This is a genomic window from Archangium primigenium, from assembly GCF_016904885.1.
GTDB lineage: Bacteria > Myxococcota > Myxococcia > Myxococcales > Myxococcaceae > Cystobacter > Cystobacter primigenius.
Genome location: NZ_JADWYI010000001.1, coordinates 4,314,029 through 4,331,114, shown reverse-complemented (window position 1 = coordinate 4,331,114; position 17,086 = coordinate 4,314,029). Strand labels below are relative to the sequence as shown.

Genomic DNA, 17,086 nt, shown 5'->3' with positions numbered 1-17,086 from the left:
GGCTCAGTCCTCGCGGAAGATGCTCATGTTGACGGGGATGCCCTTGCGCTGCAGGTCATCGTAGAACTTTGGCACGAAGCCGCTGGCCACGTAGCGGCCGCGCACCTTGCCGTCGTCCGTGAAGCCTTCCTGCTTGAAGTAGAAGATGTCCTGGAGGGTGACGATGTCCACCTCCATGCCGGCCACCTCGGTGATGAAGCAGATCTTGCGCGTGCCGTCGGAGAAGCGCGTCTGCTGCACGATGATGTGCACCGCGCTGGCGATCTGCTCGCGGATGGCCTTCACCGGCAGCTCCATGCCGCTCATGAGCACCATGGTCTCCAGCCGGGCGATGGCGTCACGCGGCGTGTTGGCGTGCAGCGTGGTGAGCGAGCCGTCGTGGCCGGTGTTCATGGCCTGGAGCATGTCCAGCGTCTCGCCCGCGCGGCACTCGCCCACCACGATGCGGTCGGGCCGCATGCGCAGGCAGTTCTTCACCAAGTCGCGGATGGTGATGGCGCCCTTGCCTTCCAGGTTGGGCGGACGGCTCTCCAGCTGCACCCAGTGATCCTGGGGCAGTTGCAGCTCGGCGGCGTCCTCCACCGTGACGATGCGCTCGTCCTCGGGGATGAAGGAGCTGATGATGTTGAGCGTGGTCGTCTTGCCCGAGCCCGTGCCGCCGGAGATGACGATGTTCTTGCGCGCCTTGACGCACATCTCCAGGAACTCGGCCATCTGCGCCGTGACGGTCTTGTACTTGATGAGATCCTGGATCTTCAGCGAGTCCTTCTTGAACTTGCGGATGGTGATGCAGGGGCCCTTGAGCGCGAGCGGCGGGATGATGGCGTTGACGCGGCTGCCGTCCTTGAGGCGCGCGTCCACGAGCGGGCTGGACTCGTCGATGCGCCGGCCGATGGGCGCCACGATGCGCTCGATGACGCCGAGCACCGCCTGGTTCGAGCTGAAGGTCTTCTCGCTCAGGATGAGCTTGCCCTTGCGCTCGATGTAGATCTGGTTGGCGTTGTTCACCATGATCTCGCTGATCTCATCCGACGCGAGGAACGCCTCCAGGGGCCCCAGGCCCAGCGCCTCGTTGATGACGTCGGTGAGCAGCTCCTCGCGATCCACCTCGGGCGGCAGCTCGCCGTCGGCCTCCATCTGATCGATGATGTCGCGGATGGCCTTCTCGGTGCGGCGCCACAGCTCCTCGTCGCCCAGCCGGTCCATGTCCATGCGGCGCAGGTCGAGGTACTCGATGAGCCGGTCGTGGATTTCCTTCTGCAGCCGGGTGTACGCCTCCTGGCGCGGATCCTGGCGCTTCTTGTTCTTGGCGAGCGCCGAGGCGAGCGAGGCCGGCATGCGCGCGTTGGCCGCCGGGGGCGGAGGCTCCTCCTCGTAGGGCTCCTCCTCCTCGTAGGGCTCCTCGTCGTAGAACTCCTCCTCGGGGGCGGCCGTGCGCGTGTGCTGCGGCGCGGACTCCTCCAGGGGCTCCACGTTGATGATGTAGTCGCCGATGAAGATCTGATCGGTCGGCTTGATGACCTGCGGCCCGGCGATCTTCTTGCCGTTGACGAAGGTGCCGTTGGTGGACTTCATGTCCACCACGATCACCTTTCCGTCCTTGGAGACGATCTTCGAGTGGAACTTGGAGACATTCCCCTTGGCCAGGCGAATGTCGTTGCCGTCCAAGCGTCCGATGGTGATCTCGTTCTTCTCGAACTCGATCTGCTCGGTGCCGCCACCCTTCTCCTCAAGCGTGACCAGAAACATGGCGCGGATGCTACCAAGCGCCACCACGGGCTCAAAGAGGGACCCGGGCCGGGGCCCGAGAAACCGGCCCCCCGGACGCGACGAGGCCGGCGCCCACCTCCCTGGGGGGGAGTCGGGGCCGGCCTCGGGGTCGCCGGGTGGGCGGGCGGCCTGGCTCAGTCGAAGATGTTGAAATTGACCTCGGAGCGCGCCTGCTTGTAGCGGCTCTTCACGTCCTCGATGATGGTGCGGATCTTGTCCGAGTCCGGGTTCACGATGCGGGGCGTGACGAAGATGACCAGCTCGCGCTTGGTGGAGTCGAACGCGCGGTTCTTGAACAGCTCGCCGATGACGGGGATGTGACCCAGGCCGGGAATCTTGGACACGGCCTTCTGCTCGTCGTGGCTGAACACGCCGGACAGGACGATGGTCTCGCCGTGGCGCACGGTGACGTTCGTCTTCACCTTGCGGGTGCGGAAGCCGGGGATGGCCGCCGAGCCACCGATGGACACGGCCACCGAGGTGTCGATCTCGCTCGCCTCGGCCTCGATCTCCGTCTGGATGTTGCCGTTGCGGTCCGCGGTGGGGCGCAGGTTGAGGATGACGCCGTAGGGCTTGTACTCCACGGTGAACTGGCTCTGGGTGATGAGGGGGATGGGCACCTCACCGCCCGCGAGGAACTCGGCCTTCTCGCCGCTCGCGCACACGAGCTTGGGCTGGGCCAACAGGCGGCCGTAGCCGTCATTGGCCTGGAAGCCGATGGCGTACTCGGCGCCGCCGGTGATGGACAGGGCGCCGGTGCCCGTGCCGAAGGGGCTGGGGAACAGGCTCTGGTTGATGGTGGTGGTGGCCGCCACGTTGCCGCTGATGTCCGTGGGGTACTTGATGCCGTAGCGGTCGCGGCCATTGCGGCGGATCTCCACGAACTGCACCTCGGAGAGGATCATCCGCTTGATGCCGACCACGAGCAGGCTCTCCACCTTCTCGCCCACCGCCTTGGTGATGAGCTCGGCCTTCTGCAGGTCCTGCTGGCTCTCCACCGAGCCCTCCAGGAAGATGGTGGAGCCCACCACGTTGACCTGCACGTTGCGCAGGCCCGCCTTCTGGTAGGCCGCCGTGAGGTTCTGCGCCACGAGCTTCTTGGCGTTGGGCGCCACCTTCACGAAGCTCTTCACGTTCGGGTAGAGCGACACCACCTGATCGATGCGCTCGGCGTCCGCGGAGGTATAGGCCTGACCGTCCAGGTAGATGCGGTCACCCACCTGGCGCACGGTGACGCCCTCGATCTCGCCGAGCAGGCGCTTGATCTCGGAGATGACCTCGTTGGGGTCCTGCTTGCGCACGGTGATGAGGTAGGTGACGCGCTGGCCGGAGCTCTTCCAGACGAGCAGCGACGTCTTGCCCTCGGCGTTGCCCATCACGAGGATTTGACTGCCGCCCAGCGAGCGCACCTCGGCGACGGACTGATCGCCCAGCGACATGCGCGTGAGGCCGGGAACGGTGAGCACCTTCTGCGTGCCCACGCCCAGGTTGATGGAGGTGCTGTCCTGGGCCTGAGCGCTACTCGCGGCCACCACCGTCAGCAGGGCGCCAAGCGCGGCGGCCTGGGTGAAGCGTCCAAGCATCGTGAGAATCCCTTCGCGTTGCATCCGAACTACCCCAATCTGTCGTGCTGCCACCACATGGCCCAGAAAGTTCCCAGCGCGATCGCCACGCCATAGGGGATGTGCCGGCGCGGCGCACCCGCCGCGTCCTCGTGCATCAGCCGCACCCGCACGGCCCAACGCCGCAAGGTGGCGCCCAGGGTCTCCCAGACGGCGCCATGCCACAGCAGCGTCACCACCGCCTGCAGCGCGCCCACCAGCGAGATGAACGCCGCGGCCGCCATCACCGCCGGAAAGCCCAGCACCGCGCCCACGCCGCCCATCAACTTCACGTCACCCCACCCCATCCGACCCCGCAGGGCCCCGGGCAGCAGCAGCAGCGCCAGCCCGAGCCCCGACACCCCCCCGCTCACCAGCCCCGTCTCCAGGTCGCCCACGCCCTCGTTCCACCAGCGCACGCCCAGCGCCACCCCCATCAAGGGATAGGTGACGATGTCCAGGATCTGCCGGCGCACCACGTCCGTGGCCACCGAGATCACCAGCGCCACGCCCAGGACGCACCAGAGCGCGATGTGAGAGGAAGTCATCAAGCCAGGGCCGCTCGCCGCTCCAGGAGCGGAGCGGAGCCCGGGAACTAAACCAGGGAGGGCCGTCGTCCGTCAATTAGACAACAGCCTCGCTCCCTGAAGAGGCGGTTCCGCCTCAGACGTAGGTCAGGCGGACGCGCTCGCTGCAGACGAAATACTCGTCGCCGTCCTCGACCTTGCGGCGCTTGATGCGCTGCTTGTTGAACCAGGTGCCGTTGGAGGAGCCCAGGTCCTCGATGAAGAAGTCGTCGCCCTCGCGGACGATGACGGCGTGCTCGCGCGACACCTTGCCCGAGTTGATGACCAGGTCGCAGTGCTTGCCGCGCCCGATGACGAAGCGCTCCTTGGTGATGGTCTGCGGGTCCGCGCTGTCCATGGACAGCAGGAGGCCCCCCACCGCGGGCTCCTCGTCGTCGGGCGGCGGCTCGTCCTCGTCCGGCAGCGGCTCGTCCTCGTCCGGCAGCGGCTCGTCCTCGGGCGCCAGGCCCAGGCCGGAGTCGTCCCCGTCATCCGGCAGGGGCTCCTCGTCGATCTCCTCGCGCGGCTCGTTGCTCTTGCCCTTGATGAGGCGCTCGAGCTCGGCGGCCGTCTCCAGCACGCGCTCGGCCACTTCCCGGCGGGCCGGGTCGTTGTCCAGGTTGCTCGAGCCGGGCCGCTCCTCGGCGCGCGCCGAGGGCCGGGGCGGAGGCGGCGCGGGCACCGGGGTGTCATCCCGGGGCGGCGGCGCGGACTTGGCGGACGCCCCGCCGCTCACCGGCTGCAGCACGGGGGCCGAGGACTTGGCGACGGGGGCCGGGGCCGGACGCGCGGAGGCCACCGGCTCCTCGGACCGCGACGAGCGGACCTCGATGAAGCCGTTGAGCCGCGCGAACATGAACAGCGCCTGATTGATGAGCGCGTCACGATCCGAGCCCATCTGCTGGGCCATCTCTTCGTACGTGTCCCACAGGTGGTCGGCGATGCCGACCTTGCGAGCGGGGCGGGAATTCTGGTCGATCATCAGTCTTGACTCTCTAAAGCCAGGAGGCCTGAACGATAGCAGAGGCCATCCAGGGACGCGAAATCACTGATACGGCAACAGCCCCTGCGCATTGGCCGCCCCCGCCACGAGGCTCGTCAGGGTCACCTGCAGCAGGCCATTGGCCGAGGGATAGGCGATATAGGCGAAGTCCGTGTCCCCCACCCGCGCCTGCACCACCGGTCCGGGCAGCCGGAACCGGCGCAGGTCCGAGTACGAGAGGTCCACGGAGATGAGGTACGGGGCGAAGTAGGACCGGGTGCCCACCACGTACCGGTCTCCCCGGGCCAGCGGCCGGTTGGTGTCCTCGAGGTTGCGCAGCACGCGGAGGGACACCGCCGTGTCCTCGGCGCGCCCCGAGTAGTTCGGCGGGTGGAAGAAGTAGGACTTGGAGCGCGTGAACAGGTCGCCCGTGCCCAGGCGCCGGATGAAGGCCTCCCCCGCCCCACCGAGCACCAGGGGCTGCGTGCCCGCGGCCCGCACCTGGAAGAAGGGGTAGCCCGCGCACTCCTCGGGCAGCGCGCCCGTGGGCACCAGCGTGTCCGAGCCCACCGCCGGGCTGTCGCGCTGGATCTCCCCCACCGTCACGTCCGTGCCACAGGGCTGCTGGGCCGCGGCGTCCGCCAGCAGGACGATCCGATCCCCGGGGCGCACGGCCGGCAGCCGCTCCTCGTCCAGCAGCGCGGGCACCCGGAAGGTCGCGCTGGCGGGGTCTCGCTCCAGCACCCCCATGCCCGCGAACACGCCCTGGTAGGCCAGCACGTACGTCTCGTCCCGGGTGGTGCCGAACGTGCCCGAGAAGGTCAGGTCCGCCGAGGCGTCCGTGGCGTTGCCCACCACGTCCACGAACGACAGCGTCGCGGACACCGTGTTGGCCTGCTCGGGGCTCGCCCAGGTGGCGCCGGTGTTGAGCTGCTGCAGGGTCAGGGCGTCGAAGAACAGGATGCCGCCGGTGGACAGCGGCACGATGCCCAGCAAGGGCACCACGGTGGTGCGCGACTCGCCCGGCTGCACGCTCAGCCGCGTGTCCCGGGAGAGCGACAGGCCCGTGGGCAGACCCGCGCCCGAGTTGAGCGGCAGCATGCGGTAGCCCGTGGCGTCATTGGACACGACGCCCGTGGCGGACTCCACCGCCAGCACGCCCGACGCGCACGGCGCCGCGGCGCAGTTGGAGGGGTCCAGCAGGCCGAAGACGCGGGTCCCCTCGGCCACGGCCGCCCGGCCCTCGGCCTCGGCGACGCGCTCGTGGGTGAAGAGCTTGAGCACCTGGCCGCCGGCGAAGTCCAGGACCTGCTCCGCCCCCCCCGCCTCCGGATCCAGCCAGAAGCTGCGCCCGGGGTTGCGCGTCTCGCCCCGCAGGGTGGAGACCGCGAGCCGCCCCGCGGGCAGCACCAGCAGCGAGCTCACGGCCTCGCTGGCCGTCAGCGCCGCGGTGCTCGGACCGAAGCCCTTCACGTCGTACGCGCCGTCGAGGGCCTCCAGCGCCTCCGGCGACGCGGGCAGGCGGACACGCCACAGGCGCGCGCCGGTGGTCTCCCGGGTGGCGAAGTAGAGGATGCTCGGCTCGCCCTCCGCCGCGGGGGCCCGGGCGGCGATGGCCGTCACCGGACCCACGGAGCGCTCCGGCAGGGCCGCGGTGAGCGCCACCGTGTCCAGCCGGACCACCTCGCGCAGCGACTCCGCCGAGACCACGGAGATGAGCGTCGAGCCGTTGCTGCGCGCGTACACGTAGGGACCGGGCTGCTCGGAGCCGTTCTCGTCGTAGCGCACGTCATGGGTGAGCGCCTGCGGCCGGGGCAGCACGGGAATGGCCAGCGGCTCGAGGGGATTGGGCGCGCGCGCGAAGCGGCGCAACTGGGCGTCCGGGTTGAGCTCGAGCACGCGCAGCTCGTTGCGGTCCGTCGACGTGACGAAGAGCCGATCGTTCACCCGGGACAGGTCGTATGTGCCCTGCAGGCCGGCGACCAGCTGGGACTGGGCGCTCTGCGTACAGGCGCCCCACACGAGCCCCAGCCCCACCATCATCGGCAGCATGAGTCGCTTCACTGCTGCACCTCCGTGCACGTCGCGGCCTGACCCTGATCCTGACGGGCGCCGAGATAGGCCACCAGCCGGGCCTGTTGGGGACTGGCGAGGTCCGGAATGTCGATCACCGAGATGCGCCCATCTCCGAAGTTGCTCACGAATACGCGCGCCGCGTTGCCCTGCTTGAGCACCGACAGGCCGAAAGGCCGGGGCGACTCGGTGCCCCGCACCTGGCCCACCGCCACCTGGGCCACGACCTGGCCCACGTCGGGATCGTAGATGGCCACCACACCCGCATCACTGCACGACACCAGGACGAGCTCGCTTCCGGTGTCGCGCCGGATGAGCTGCACCGCGGTGGGCCCGTTGGGCAGGGGCGCCGAGCCCACCACCGACAGCCGGGGCGAATCCGAGTCCAGCCCCTCTCCGTTCAGGATCAGCAGCGAGTCCGGGGCGCGCACGGCCATGTAGAGCCGCCGGGGCGCGTCCGGCGTGGTGCCCTCCGTGAGCGCGAGGCCCCGCGCCTCGCTCGCGGCGAAGCTCAGGTCCAGCCCCGGATCGATGACCCGGGCGGGGTTGGCCTTGTCCACCACGCGCAAGAGGAAGCGCCGCGCCGGCGCGGGGCTCGGCAACAATTCGTCGTACCGGCCCGAGACGAACACGTAGCGCGAGTCGCTGATGACCGAGTTGCTGCCGTCCTGCGGCAGGTCCGGCAGGTTCAGCGCGATGAAGTCCGGGATGGACACGGCGGGCTCCGCCCCCGGCACGCGCACCACGTAGGACGTGAAGCCGGTGCGCGAGCGGGCGGGCGCGTCCGCGGGGCTCAGGTGGGTCACCCAGACATCGCCGTCGGTGCCCACGGACACGCCGAAGGGCGCGGGGGCGCGGGGCAGATCCTTCACCTGACCGGGCACCTGGGTGAGCGACAGGGCGCCCTCGATGCAGTTGGAGCCCGAGCTGCCCACGCACGCCAGCCGCGTCGGCTCCGGCACGTCGATGGCGTGCAGGAAGTCGCCATCCGCGCGCGCGGTCACGAAGATCCGGGGGCTCGCGTCCGGGCGAGGCCAGAAGCCCAGCTCGCCCGCGTAGCTCTGGATGAAGACGCGCGATTCGGGCGCCACGTTGAGCTGGGAGATGGAGACCACGTCGGCCGCGGGCAGCGAGGCGGAGGCGATGGGCGGCAGGCGATTGCCCTCCGTGCCCACGCGGTCCAGATTGACCGCCATCACCGTGCCCTGGTCGAAGCACCGGTCGAAGTTGGCGCTCGACACATAGAGCACGCCGTTCGCCGATCCCTCCACGGAACGGTGGTGGATGCCACTCGGGAAGATGAAGCGGTCGAGAGGCGGAGGACGCGGCTCGGCTTCGGAGCACGCGACGGGAAGCAGCGCGAGACTGAGGAGAAGGGGGCGCATGTCGGAAGGGGGGCGGAGTCTAGAAACCCCCCTCCCGGTGGGCAACTACAAAGGGGCCGGAGAATTCCCGGCCCCCTCGGCCCCCCTACCCGCCGTACGGGCTCAGGCCTCGGACTGGAGCTTCGAGAAGTCCGCCACCTGGTTGAACAGCGTGCCGATGCCGGTCAGCAGCCGGATGCGGTTCTCGCGCAGGTCCTTGTCCTCGGCCATCACCATCACCTTGTCGAAGAAGGTGTCCACGGTGGGCTTGAGGCCGGTGATCTCCTTGAGCGCGCCGGAGAAGTCGTCCGCCCGGACCCGCTCGCCCACACGCGTGCGCGCCTGGAGGAAGGCCGTGTGCAGCTGGCGCTCGGCGTCGTCGGTGAGCCGCTCGGCCGAGACGTCGCCCTGGCTGACGTCCTTGCCCTGCTTCTCCACGATGTTCACCACGCGCTTGAAGGCCGCCGCCAGGGGCACGAAGTCCGCCTGGCCCACGATGCCCGCGAGCGCCGTGAGGCGCTTGTGCGCGGCCACCAGGTCATCGAAGCCGGCCGCGAGCACCGCCTCCACCACGTCCGTGCGGTACTGCTCCGTCCACAGCGCCTTGAGGCGGCCGCGGAAGAAGTCGAGCACCTGCTCGCGCGCGGCGGGCTCCCCCGCCTTGCGCTTGACGTTGGCGAGCTTGGGCGCGAGCTGCTCGAGCGCCGCGTCCACCGCCTGGGACAACGAGAAGCGGTAGCCCCGATCCAGCACGATGCGGATGGTGGTCAGACACGCGCGCCGCAGGGCGAACGGGTCCGCCGCGCCGCTGGGGCCCTTGCCGATGGCGAAGATGCCGCTGAGGGTGTCCAACCGGTCGGCCAGGCCGATGAGCGCGCCCGCGTCCTGGGTGGGCAACGAGTCCTCGGCCGAGCGCGGCAGGTAGTGCTCGAAGATGGCCAGGGCCACGGCCTCGGGCTCGCCGCCCGCGCGCGCGTACTCCCGGCCCATGACGCCCTGCAGCTCGGGGAACTCGCCCACCATGCCGGTGACGAGGTCCGCCTTGGCCAGCGTGGCCGCCCGCTCGATGGTGCCCGAGAGGGCGCCATGACCGGTCCACCCCGCCAGCTTCACCGCCAGCGCGCGGAAGCGCTCCACCTTCTCCGCGTAGCTGCCCAGCTGCCCCTGCCACACCACGCGCGCGAGTTTGCCCGTGCGCGACTCGAGCGGCGTCTTGCGATCCTCGTCGAAGAAGAAGCGGCCGTCGGCCAGACGCGCGCGCAGCACGCGCTCGTAGCCGCGCAGGGACAGCTTCACGTCGCGCACCGGCGTGTTGGACACGGCGATGAAGCGCGGCATCAGCTTGCCCTGGCCATCCAGGATGGAGAAGTAGCGCTGGTGGCTCTTCATCTCCTGCACCAGCACCTCCGCGGGCAGGTCCAGGTGGCGCTCGTCGAAGCTGCCCACCACGGGGTTGGGCTGCTCCACGAGGTTGGTCACCTGATCCACCAGGGAGTCGTCCTCCATGAGCTGGCCGCCGGCCTGCTGGGCCGCCGCGCGCACCCGCTCGAGCACCGCGGCGCGGCGCTTGGCGAAATCCGCCACCACGTGGGCCTTCTCCAGCGCCTGCTCGTAGTCCGCCGGCTGGGCGAGCGTGATGGCCTCGGGGGCCAGGAAGCGGTGACCGTGGGTGGTCCGGCCGCTCTTCACGTCGCCGAGCACCACGGGCAGCACCTCGCCGCCGAGCAGCGCCACCACCCACTGCACGGGCCGCGCGAAGGCCTGATCCACGTCACCCCAGCGCATGGTCTTGCGGAAGTTGATGCCGTGCACCGCCGCGTGGAGGATGTCCGGCAGGAGCTCCGCCGCCGCGCGGCCCTTCTCCTCCACCCGGGCGCCCAGGTACTCGCCCTTGGCCGTCTGCAGGCGCAAGAGCGCCTCCACCGGCACCTTCTGGCTCTCGGCGAACTTCTCGGCCGCCTTGGTGGGCTTGCCGTCCTTGTCGAAGCCCGCCTTGGCGCTCGGGCCCTGCACCTCGCGGGTGATGTCCTCGCCCCGGGGCGCGACGTCCTTCACCCACACCGCGAGCCGGCGCGGCGTGCCGTACACGCGCACCTCGCCGTGCTTGAGCCGCGCCTCGGCGGCGCGCTCGGTGATGACGCGCTTCAAGTCCTCGAGCGCGGGGAGCACGAACGAGGCGGGAATCTCCTCGGCGCCGATCTCCAGCAGCAGATCACTTGCCACGGGACACCTCCTGCTCGGCCTGCTCGGGCTTGTTGAACGTCACCGTCTTCCAGTAGTCGCTGGCCGGCTTGCCCTCGAGCACCGGGGGCTGCTCGCCCACCGTCCAGGGCGTCTTGAGCAGCGGGTAGCCCAGCTTCTCGCGCATCTTGAGGTAGCCCTCGGCGCACAGGCGCGCGTTGTCGCGCACGCGCTTGATGAAGTTGGCGCGCTCGGTCACCGAGATGGCGCCGCGCGCATCCAGCAGGTTGAACGCGTGCGAGCACTTGAGCGCGTAGTCGTAGGCGGGCAGCGGCAGCTCACGCTCGATGAGGCGCTTGCACTCCTTCTCGTAGGAGTCGAACAGGGCGAAGAGCATCTGCGCGTCCGACTCCTGGAGCGCGTAGCGGCTCATCTCCACCTCGTTCGCGTGGAACACCTCGCGGTACTTCACGCCCTTGACCCACTCGATGTCGTAGACGTTCTCGACATTCTGCAGGTACATGGTCATGCGCTCGAGGCCGTACGTCAGCTCCGCCGCCACGGGCCGACACTCGAAGCCGCCGCACTGCTGGAAGTAGGTGAACTGGGTGACCTCCATGCCGTCACACCACACCTCCCAGCCCAGACCCCAGGCGCCCAGCGTGGGCGACTCCCAGTCGTCCTCCACGAAGCGGATGTCGTGGTCGAGCGGATCCATGCCGATGGCGCGCAGCGAGTCCAGGTAGAGCTGCTGGACGTTCTTGGGCGCCGGCTTGAGGATGACCTGGAACTGGTGGTGCTGGAACAGGCGGTTGGGGTTCTCGCCGAAGCGGCCGTCGGCGGGACGCCGCGAGGGCTGCACGTACGCCACGTTCCAGGGCTCGGGACCCAGGGCGCGGAGGAAGGTGGACGGGTGCATGGTGCCCGCGCCCACCTCGAGATCATAGGGCTGGGTGATGATGCACCCTTGCTTGGCCCAATGGTTCTGGAGCGTGAGAATCAGATCCTGGAAGTACATGGCGCGCGGACCCTAGTGAGGGGGTCCCGGAGCGTCAAGGACGGCCCGCGCGCTCCGTGCGATAGCCACCCTCCCCGCTCAGCGCAGCCACCCGGGCAGCACGGGGCGCATGTCCTCCGCCGAGGGCAGCCCCGCCACCGCCCCCAGGTGCTCCACCACCCGGGAGCCCACCGCGCACGCGAACCGGGCCAGCTCGCGCAGGTCCTCCCCGGAGGCCGCCGCCAGCGCCGCCACGTCGGGGTAGCGCCGCGACAGCCCCCGCAGCAGCGCCGAGGTGAAGCCATCCCCCGCCCCGGTGGTGTCCACCACCCGAACCCGGGGGGCCTCCACCCGGAGGAATTCGTCCCGCCAGAGCAGGACGGCGCCCGCCTCGCCCAGGGTCACCACCGGCAGCAGCACCCCCCGCGCCCGGAGCGCCCGCAGGGCCGCCTCCGGCCGGGTCTCGCCCGTGGCGAAGGCCAGCTCCTCCTCGGAGAGCTTCACCACGGTGCACAGGGGCAACAGCCGCCCGAGCAGCTCGCGGAGGACCTCGGGATCCTTCCAGGCATGGAGCCGGAGGTTGGGATCGCAACTCACGATGCGCCCCGCCGCCCGCGTGGCCTCCACGATGCGCAGCGCCGCCGCGCGGGCCGGGGCCAGGTGCAGCGAGTTGGTGCCCAGGTGCACGATGCCCGCGCGCGCGAGGAAGTCGAGGTCCACGTCCCGTGCGTCCAGGAGGAACTCGGCCGCCTGGGTGCGGAAGTAGCAGAAGCTGCGCTCGCCCCGGTCATCCAGCGAGATGAACACGAGGCCCGTGCGGCCCTCCTCCGTCTGGCGCAGGTGGCCCACGTCCACGCCCTCGGCGGCGAGCCGCTCGCGCAGCAAGTGGCCGAACTCGTCCGCGCCCACCACGCCCACACAGGCCGAGCGGCCGCCCAAACGGGCCACGCCCACGGCGATGTTGGCCAGCGAACCGCCGATGCCCGGCACCCAGGCCGTCACGTCCCGGACGCGCTGGCCGGCCCGCTGCGGCAGGAAATCCACCAGACACTCGCCCACGCACACCACGTCCATGGGGTCAGTCCAATCCCACCTGGGCCATGAAGTCCACGCTCTTGAGCCGGCGGCCGATGTGGTGGGCGATGAAGACGTTGAGCAGGCCGCGGGCCCGGGCCCGGAGCTCCGCGGGCAGCGGCGTGCGCTCGCCTTCCTGGAGAGCCCTGAGTCCGGACAACAGCTCGGGCGGCACCGCCACCGCGTCCCGGGCCCGGACGGCGCACAGCTCGCACACCGCGCCGCCATGGGCCTGATCGAACCGGGGCTGGGGGCCGAGCATGCCGCCGCACAGCGCGCACGAGTCGAAGCGGGGCATGAGGCCCGCGTGCGCCAGCGCCGACAGCTCGAAGGCCAGCAGCGACGTGGGGCCCGCCTCTCGTGCGTCGAGCTTCTGGAGGTAGACCTCGAGCAGCTCGAACAACTCCGGATGGGGCTCGTGGTCGCGCGTCAGCTCGCGGCACAGCTCCACCGCGTAGAGCGCCCGGGCGATGAGGGCCAGGTCCTCGCGCGCGCCGTAGTAGCCCGCGACGATATCGACCGAGTCCAGCCGCACCGTGGCCCCGCGCGTCTCCACCAGGTGCACGCGCAGCCGCATGTAGGGCTCCAGCGCGCCGGCGAAGCGCCGCTTGCTCTTGCGCGCCCCCGCGGCGAAGGCCGTCAGCTTGCCGTGCTCGCGCGTGAGGAGCGTCACCAGCCGATCGGCTTCCCCGTAGTCGACAGTGGAGAGGACCAGGGCCTCGTCAGTGAAGCGCTCCATGGGAGTGGGTTCAACCCGGGAGGGGCCGGGGCAACTTCCCGCTGAGCACGAGCGCCACGTACGCTCCCACGCCCGCCAGCAGCACCAGCAGCACGACGAGCACCAGCCAGGCGCGCCGCCGCCGCTCGCGCTCCAGGGCCACGGGGCTCAGCTCGGGGGTGGCCTTGCTGACCTCGTCGTAGCGCAGCACGGCTTCCTCGGGCGCCAGGCCGATGACCGTCGCGTAGGAGCGGATGTAGTTGATGACGAAGACGCGCTCGGGCAGCCGCTCCACCTGCCCTTCCTCGAGGGCGGCGAGCAGGCTCGGGGAGATCTTCGTCACGCGCGACACCTCGTCGCGTGACATGCCGCGCAGCTCGCGTTGCTGGGACAGGTATTTGCCGAATTCGACGTGGTCCACGGGGAGCAAACCCTTCTGGGTTACAAGGCCTCGAGCAGCCGGTGGCAATCTTCCTTCATGGGGCCGGTCGTGGCCTTCTCTTCGCAGGTGGTGAAGCTCTTGCGCGCCTCCTCCACCTTGCCCTGCCTGGCCAGGCAGGCGCCCTCGCGCAGGTGGGCATCCGCCACGTCCGGGCAGGCCTCACGATAGCGGGCCAGGTAGCGGCACGCCTCGGAAACCTCACCCGTCTCCTCGTAGATGGAGCCCAGGTTGCGGTAGCCGAGGCAGAACTGCGGGTTGGTCGTCACCGCCGCCTTGATGTTCTGCACCCCCAGCGTCGTCTCGCCCTTCTTGTACTGCGCCCACCCCAGGTTGCCCTGGGCGATGTAGGGCGTGACGTAGAGCATGTCGTTGAGGGCCTCCTCGTACAGCTTGATGGCCTCGTCGTAGCGCGACTGGGACAGGTACACGTTGCCCAGGTTCGTCTTGGCCTCGGAGAAGCTCGGCCGCAGCTCCAGCGCCTTCTGGTAGTGCGGAATGGCCTCCTCCGGCCGGTTGAAGGCCAGGTGCAGGAGGATGGCGACGACGTTGTGCGCCTCCGGGTAGTCCGGGTTGAGCTCCAGCGCCTTCTGCAGTTCCTTGTAGGCCTCCTGCACGTGGCCCATCTTCTGGGCCTGCAGGGCCAGCTCGTAGTGGATCTCCGCGCTCTCCCGCTCCTTCTCGGTGGGGACGTGCTTGCAGCCCAGGCCCAGGAGCACCACGAGCCAGACGATGGATGAACAACGCGACATGAAGGGAGATCTCATCACGGGGGGAAGGCTCAAAAGGAGGCCAGCAGGCGGCCCAGATTCGTCGAGGCGGTTCGCTTGCCCTCGGCACGGGTCTTCGCGGCACCCGGCACCAGCTTGGGATCCTTGTAGAAGAGGGGCAAGGTCTTCAACAACTCATCCTGCTGGGCTCCAGGCAGGGCCTGGAAGTTCGTGTTGTCCATCATGAAGCCCATGGACTCCACGAAGCCGAGCGCCTCGGCCTCGTCCTGCTGGTAGTCCTCCAGGCGCGTGCCCCGCCGGCCCGGCGCGTAGATGGCGCAGTCCCGGGCCTCGGAGAGGAACAGGTAGATGAAGACCGCGAAGCCGCCCGCGCCGCGCAGACCCAGCACGAACGCCTGCGCGGGCCCCGCCGGCTTGGAGGGGATGGCCAGGTGCGGGGAGTTGATGGACTGGTGCAGCACCAACACCTGCTCCCGGCTGGCGGGCAGGCCTCGGAATCGCTCGTCGATGGAGAACACGTTGGGCGGCCATTCCCACGCTAGCGCGTGATGAGGGAGAACTCCGCGGACACGTCCTCCGCCTCCGCGGCGGTGCGCTGGAAGCGGATGAGCGGACTGTCGATCATCACCTTGCCCCCGCCCGCGTTGCCCTCGCCGATGATGACCTTGAACACATGCTGGGCAGATTCGCTCCGCCGGGGCGAGGACGCCACTTTGTGCGCCATGAACAGCACCGTGTTCTTGCCCGGCGTGAGGGAGCGGGTGAGCTCGAGGAGGACCTGGTCCTCGCTGTTGCGCAGCTTGCGCACCCAGACCGCGTTGACGAAGACGTCGATGTCGAACTCCGCCATGCCGGGCGCCGACTGCTCCGTCACGAGCCAGTAGCGACGCGTCAGGCGGGCGGGCTCCGTGGCGGCGGGCGCGGGAGCCGGGGCCGGGGGCGCCACGGCCGCGGGGGCCGGGGCCGGGGGCGTCACGGGCGCGGGCGCTGGGGCGGGGGCTGGCGCGGCCACGGGCGCCATCCTGACGGAATAGGCCGGCGCCTCGATGTGGATGTTGCCCTGCGCGTCGAAGCGGACGGAGGCGACCTTGTCGAAGGTCTGGTTCGTCAGGCCCCCGATGGGCTGGCCGTTGAGGAACACCTCGGCCAGGGCGGCGACTGGCCACAGGGCCAGGAGGGCGAGTGCGGGAATGGCGCGGCGCATGGGGGGGCGGACTCCTCTGGACACGAGCGATAGCGCACCCGCCCGGAGCGGACAAGCGCGTCGCGGCAACTCCCCGGGTCACCCGGGCAGTCCCGAGGATCCGCGCCTCAGGGCGTCTTCTGCTCGGGCACGTTCTCCAGGCCCTCGCGTTGCGCCAGGGCCCAATCTCCACCCAACCCCTCGCCTTCCCGGAAGCGCTTGAACTCGCGCCGGACCAGACGGGGGTAGCGGCGGAAGGTGTCCAATTCCCCCGCCTTCTTCGCCTGCCAGATGCGGGTGGGGCCCGCGTTGTAGGCCATGAGCGCCAATTCCAGATCGCCGAAGCGATCATTGAGCGCCCGCAGGTAGCGGATGCCCAGGCGCACCCCCAGGGAGGGGTCCGCGGCCACCTCCTCGCGGGACAGGCGCAGGCCTTCCTTCTCCGCCAGGAAGTGCAGCGTGCTGGGCTTGATCTGCATCAGCCCCCGCGCGCCCTTCTCGGAGATGGCCTCCTCCGCGAAGTCCGACTCCACGTCGATGAGGGCGAGGATGAGCAGCGGATCATAGCCCGCCTTCCCCGCCTCCTCGGCGATGGCCTGAACGATCTGCCGCCGCAGCGTCAGACCCAGTTCGGGGGCCCGCTTGGCCAGCACCGCGTCGATGAGCGTCGCGTCGGGAGACGCTCCTTCGAAGCGGGTGGGCTCGGCGAGCCGCACGGCCTCGGGGGCCGCGAGCAGCGGAACGGCCCGGGCGGACAACACCAGGGCCACGCCCGCCACCAATGGAAGCGTGCCGCATCCGGCCCCCAGCGCGTGCAGGAGCCGGAATACCCCCTCTCCCCTTCTCCTCGGAGCAGGGGGGGCGGCCATCACTTCCTCTGGCCCATGGCGTCGATGCGCGCGGCGAGCCGGATCAGGCGCGACTCGATGTCCTGGATTTCATCCCGACACGGAATCTTGAAGTGGATGAGCGCGCGGCGCACGCCTTCCTCCACGTTGTGCTCCAGATCCTTGCGGTGACCCGTCAGCCGGTCCGTCAGCATGCGACCCTGGCGCACCACCTCGTCCTGGCTCCAGCCGGCCAGATCGGCCACGCGCTGGGCACAGCGCGTCGCCTCGTCCTCGGCGGTAGATACGGCCAGCAGGGCCTGACTCCAGACCCGCTCGAAGGTCTCCGACAGGGGGTGCTTGGGCGAGATCTCCGACTTGTCCATGGGTGTCTCCAGCATGAGCCCTCCCAGCCCGAGGCCAGGATGGCGGGGGTAAGGAAGAGAGCGCGGACAGCCTGCCCCGCGTCCGGAATCAACGCCGCCCACGTTCACGGCGCTCGGTGCTGGATGATCGCCCGGGCCCCCCAGGTCGAGCTCCAAGATGGGATTTTACGTAGTTCAGCAAGCGTCAGCAGTCA

16 protein-coding genes are annotated in these 17,086 nt (G+C 69.8%); all 16 read right to left on the bottom strand.

The features are described 5' to 3' along the window. Positions 1-3: 3 nt before the first annotated feature. Positions 4-1,749, bottom strand: a complete 1,746-nt coding sequence (locus I3V78_RS18015; RefSeq protein ID WP_204489708.1) for a TadA family conjugal transfer-associated ATPase — start codon at positions 1,747-1,749, stop codon at positions 4-6. A gap of 155 nt (positions 1,750-1,904) precedes the next feature. Continuing rightward, positions 1,905-3,353 (bottom strand): type II and III secretion system protein family protein, encoded by a 1,449-nt coding sequence (locus I3V78_RS18010; protein WP_204489707.1) that lies wholly within the window; start codon positions 3,351-3,353, stop codon positions 1,905-1,907. Between the two features lie 29 nt (positions 3,354-3,382). Then, a complete protein-coding gene (locus I3V78_RS18005) occupies positions 3,383-3,919 on the bottom strand; it encodes an A24 family peptidase (RefSeq protein ID WP_204489706.1) in 537 nt (178 codons plus the stop codon). Positions 3,920-4,034: 115 nt separating this feature from the next. Continuing rightward, positions 4,035-4,919, bottom strand: coding sequence for an FHA domain-containing protein (locus tag I3V78_RS18000; RefSeq protein ID WP_204489705.1), 885 nt, complete (start codon positions 4,917-4,919; stop codon positions 4,035-4,037). A 63-nt stretch (positions 4,920-4,982) separates the two neighbouring features. After that, a complete protein-coding gene (locus I3V78_RS17995) occupies positions 4,983-6,983 on the bottom strand; it encodes a hypothetical protein (protein ID WP_204489704.1) in 2,001 nt (666 codons plus the stop codon). Beyond that, positions 6,980-8,242 (bottom strand): YncE family protein, encoded by a 1,263-nt coding sequence (locus I3V78_RS17990; RefSeq protein ID WP_204489703.1) that lies wholly within the window; start codon positions 8,240-8,242, stop codon positions 6,980-6,982. The genes I3V78_RS17995 and I3V78_RS17990 overlap by 4 nt, the downstream gene beginning before the upstream one ends. A 237-nt stretch (positions 8,243-8,479) precedes the next feature. Next, positions 8,480-10,579 carry a glycine--tRNA ligase subunit beta gene (gene glyS / locus I3V78_RS17985; RefSeq protein WP_204489702.1) on the bottom strand — a complete coding sequence of 700 codons (2,100 nt, stop codon included), beginning with the start codon at positions 10,577-10,579 and terminating at the stop codon, positions 8,480-8,482. Further along, positions 10,569-11,555 (bottom strand): glycine--tRNA ligase subunit alpha, encoded by a 987-nt coding sequence (gene glyQ / locus I3V78_RS17980; protein ID WP_204489701.1) that lies wholly within the window; start codon positions 11,553-11,555, stop codon positions 10,569-10,571. Before glyQ ends, glyS begins: the two co-directional genes overlap by 11 nt. Positions 11,556-11,633: 78 nt before the next feature. Continuing rightward, on the bottom strand, positions 11,634-12,608 hold the full coding sequence (locus I3V78_RS17975; protein WP_204489700.1) for a carbohydrate kinase family protein: 975 nt from the start codon (positions 12,606-12,608) through the stop codon (positions 11,634-11,636). Positions 12,609-12,612: 4 nt separating this feature from the next. Next, positions 12,613-13,347, bottom strand: coding sequence for a DNA repair protein RecO (recO, locus tag I3V78_RS17970; protein WP_204489699.1), 735 nt, complete (start codon positions 13,345-13,347; stop codon positions 12,613-12,615). A 10-nt stretch (positions 13,348-13,357) separates the two neighbouring features. After that, on the bottom strand, positions 13,358-13,747 hold the full coding sequence (locus I3V78_RS17965; RefSeq protein ID WP_204489698.1) for a helix-turn-helix domain-containing protein: 390 nt from the start codon (positions 13,745-13,747) through the stop codon (positions 13,358-13,360). A 20-nt stretch (positions 13,748-13,767) separates the two neighbouring features. Next, the gene (gene tgl, locus I3V78_RS17960; protein WP_204489697.1) at positions 13,768-14,517 is read right to left on the bottom strand and encodes a social motility TPR repeat lipoprotein Tgl; all 750 of its coding nucleotides are present in this window, start codon (positions 14,515-14,517) and stop codon (positions 13,768-13,770) included. A 29-nt stretch (positions 14,518-14,546) separates the two neighbouring features. Continuing rightward, on the bottom strand, positions 14,547-15,014 hold the full coding sequence (locus I3V78_RS17955; protein ID WP_204489696.1) for a social motility and stimulation tgl protein: 468 nt from the start codon (positions 15,012-15,014) through the stop codon (positions 14,547-14,549). A gap of 20 nt (positions 15,015-15,034) precedes the next feature. Continuing rightward, the gene (locus I3V78_RS17950; RefSeq protein WP_204489695.1) at positions 15,035-15,700 is read right to left on the bottom strand and encodes a hypothetical protein; all 666 of its coding nucleotides are present in this window, start codon (positions 15,698-15,700) and stop codon (positions 15,035-15,037) included. Positions 15,701-15,807: 107 nt separating this feature from the next. Next, on the bottom strand, positions 15,808-16,548 hold the full coding sequence (locus I3V78_RS17945) for a lytic transglycosylase domain-containing protein (protein WP_204489694.1): 741 nt from the start codon (positions 16,546-16,548) through the stop codon (positions 15,808-15,810). After that, on the bottom strand, positions 16,548-16,892 hold the full coding sequence (locus I3V78_RS17940) for a hypothetical protein (protein ID WP_204496687.1): 345 nt from the start codon (positions 16,890-16,892) through the stop codon (positions 16,548-16,550). The genes I3V78_RS17945 and I3V78_RS17940 overlap by 1 nt, the downstream gene beginning before the upstream one ends. Positions 16,893-17,086 lie beyond the last annotated feature (194 nt).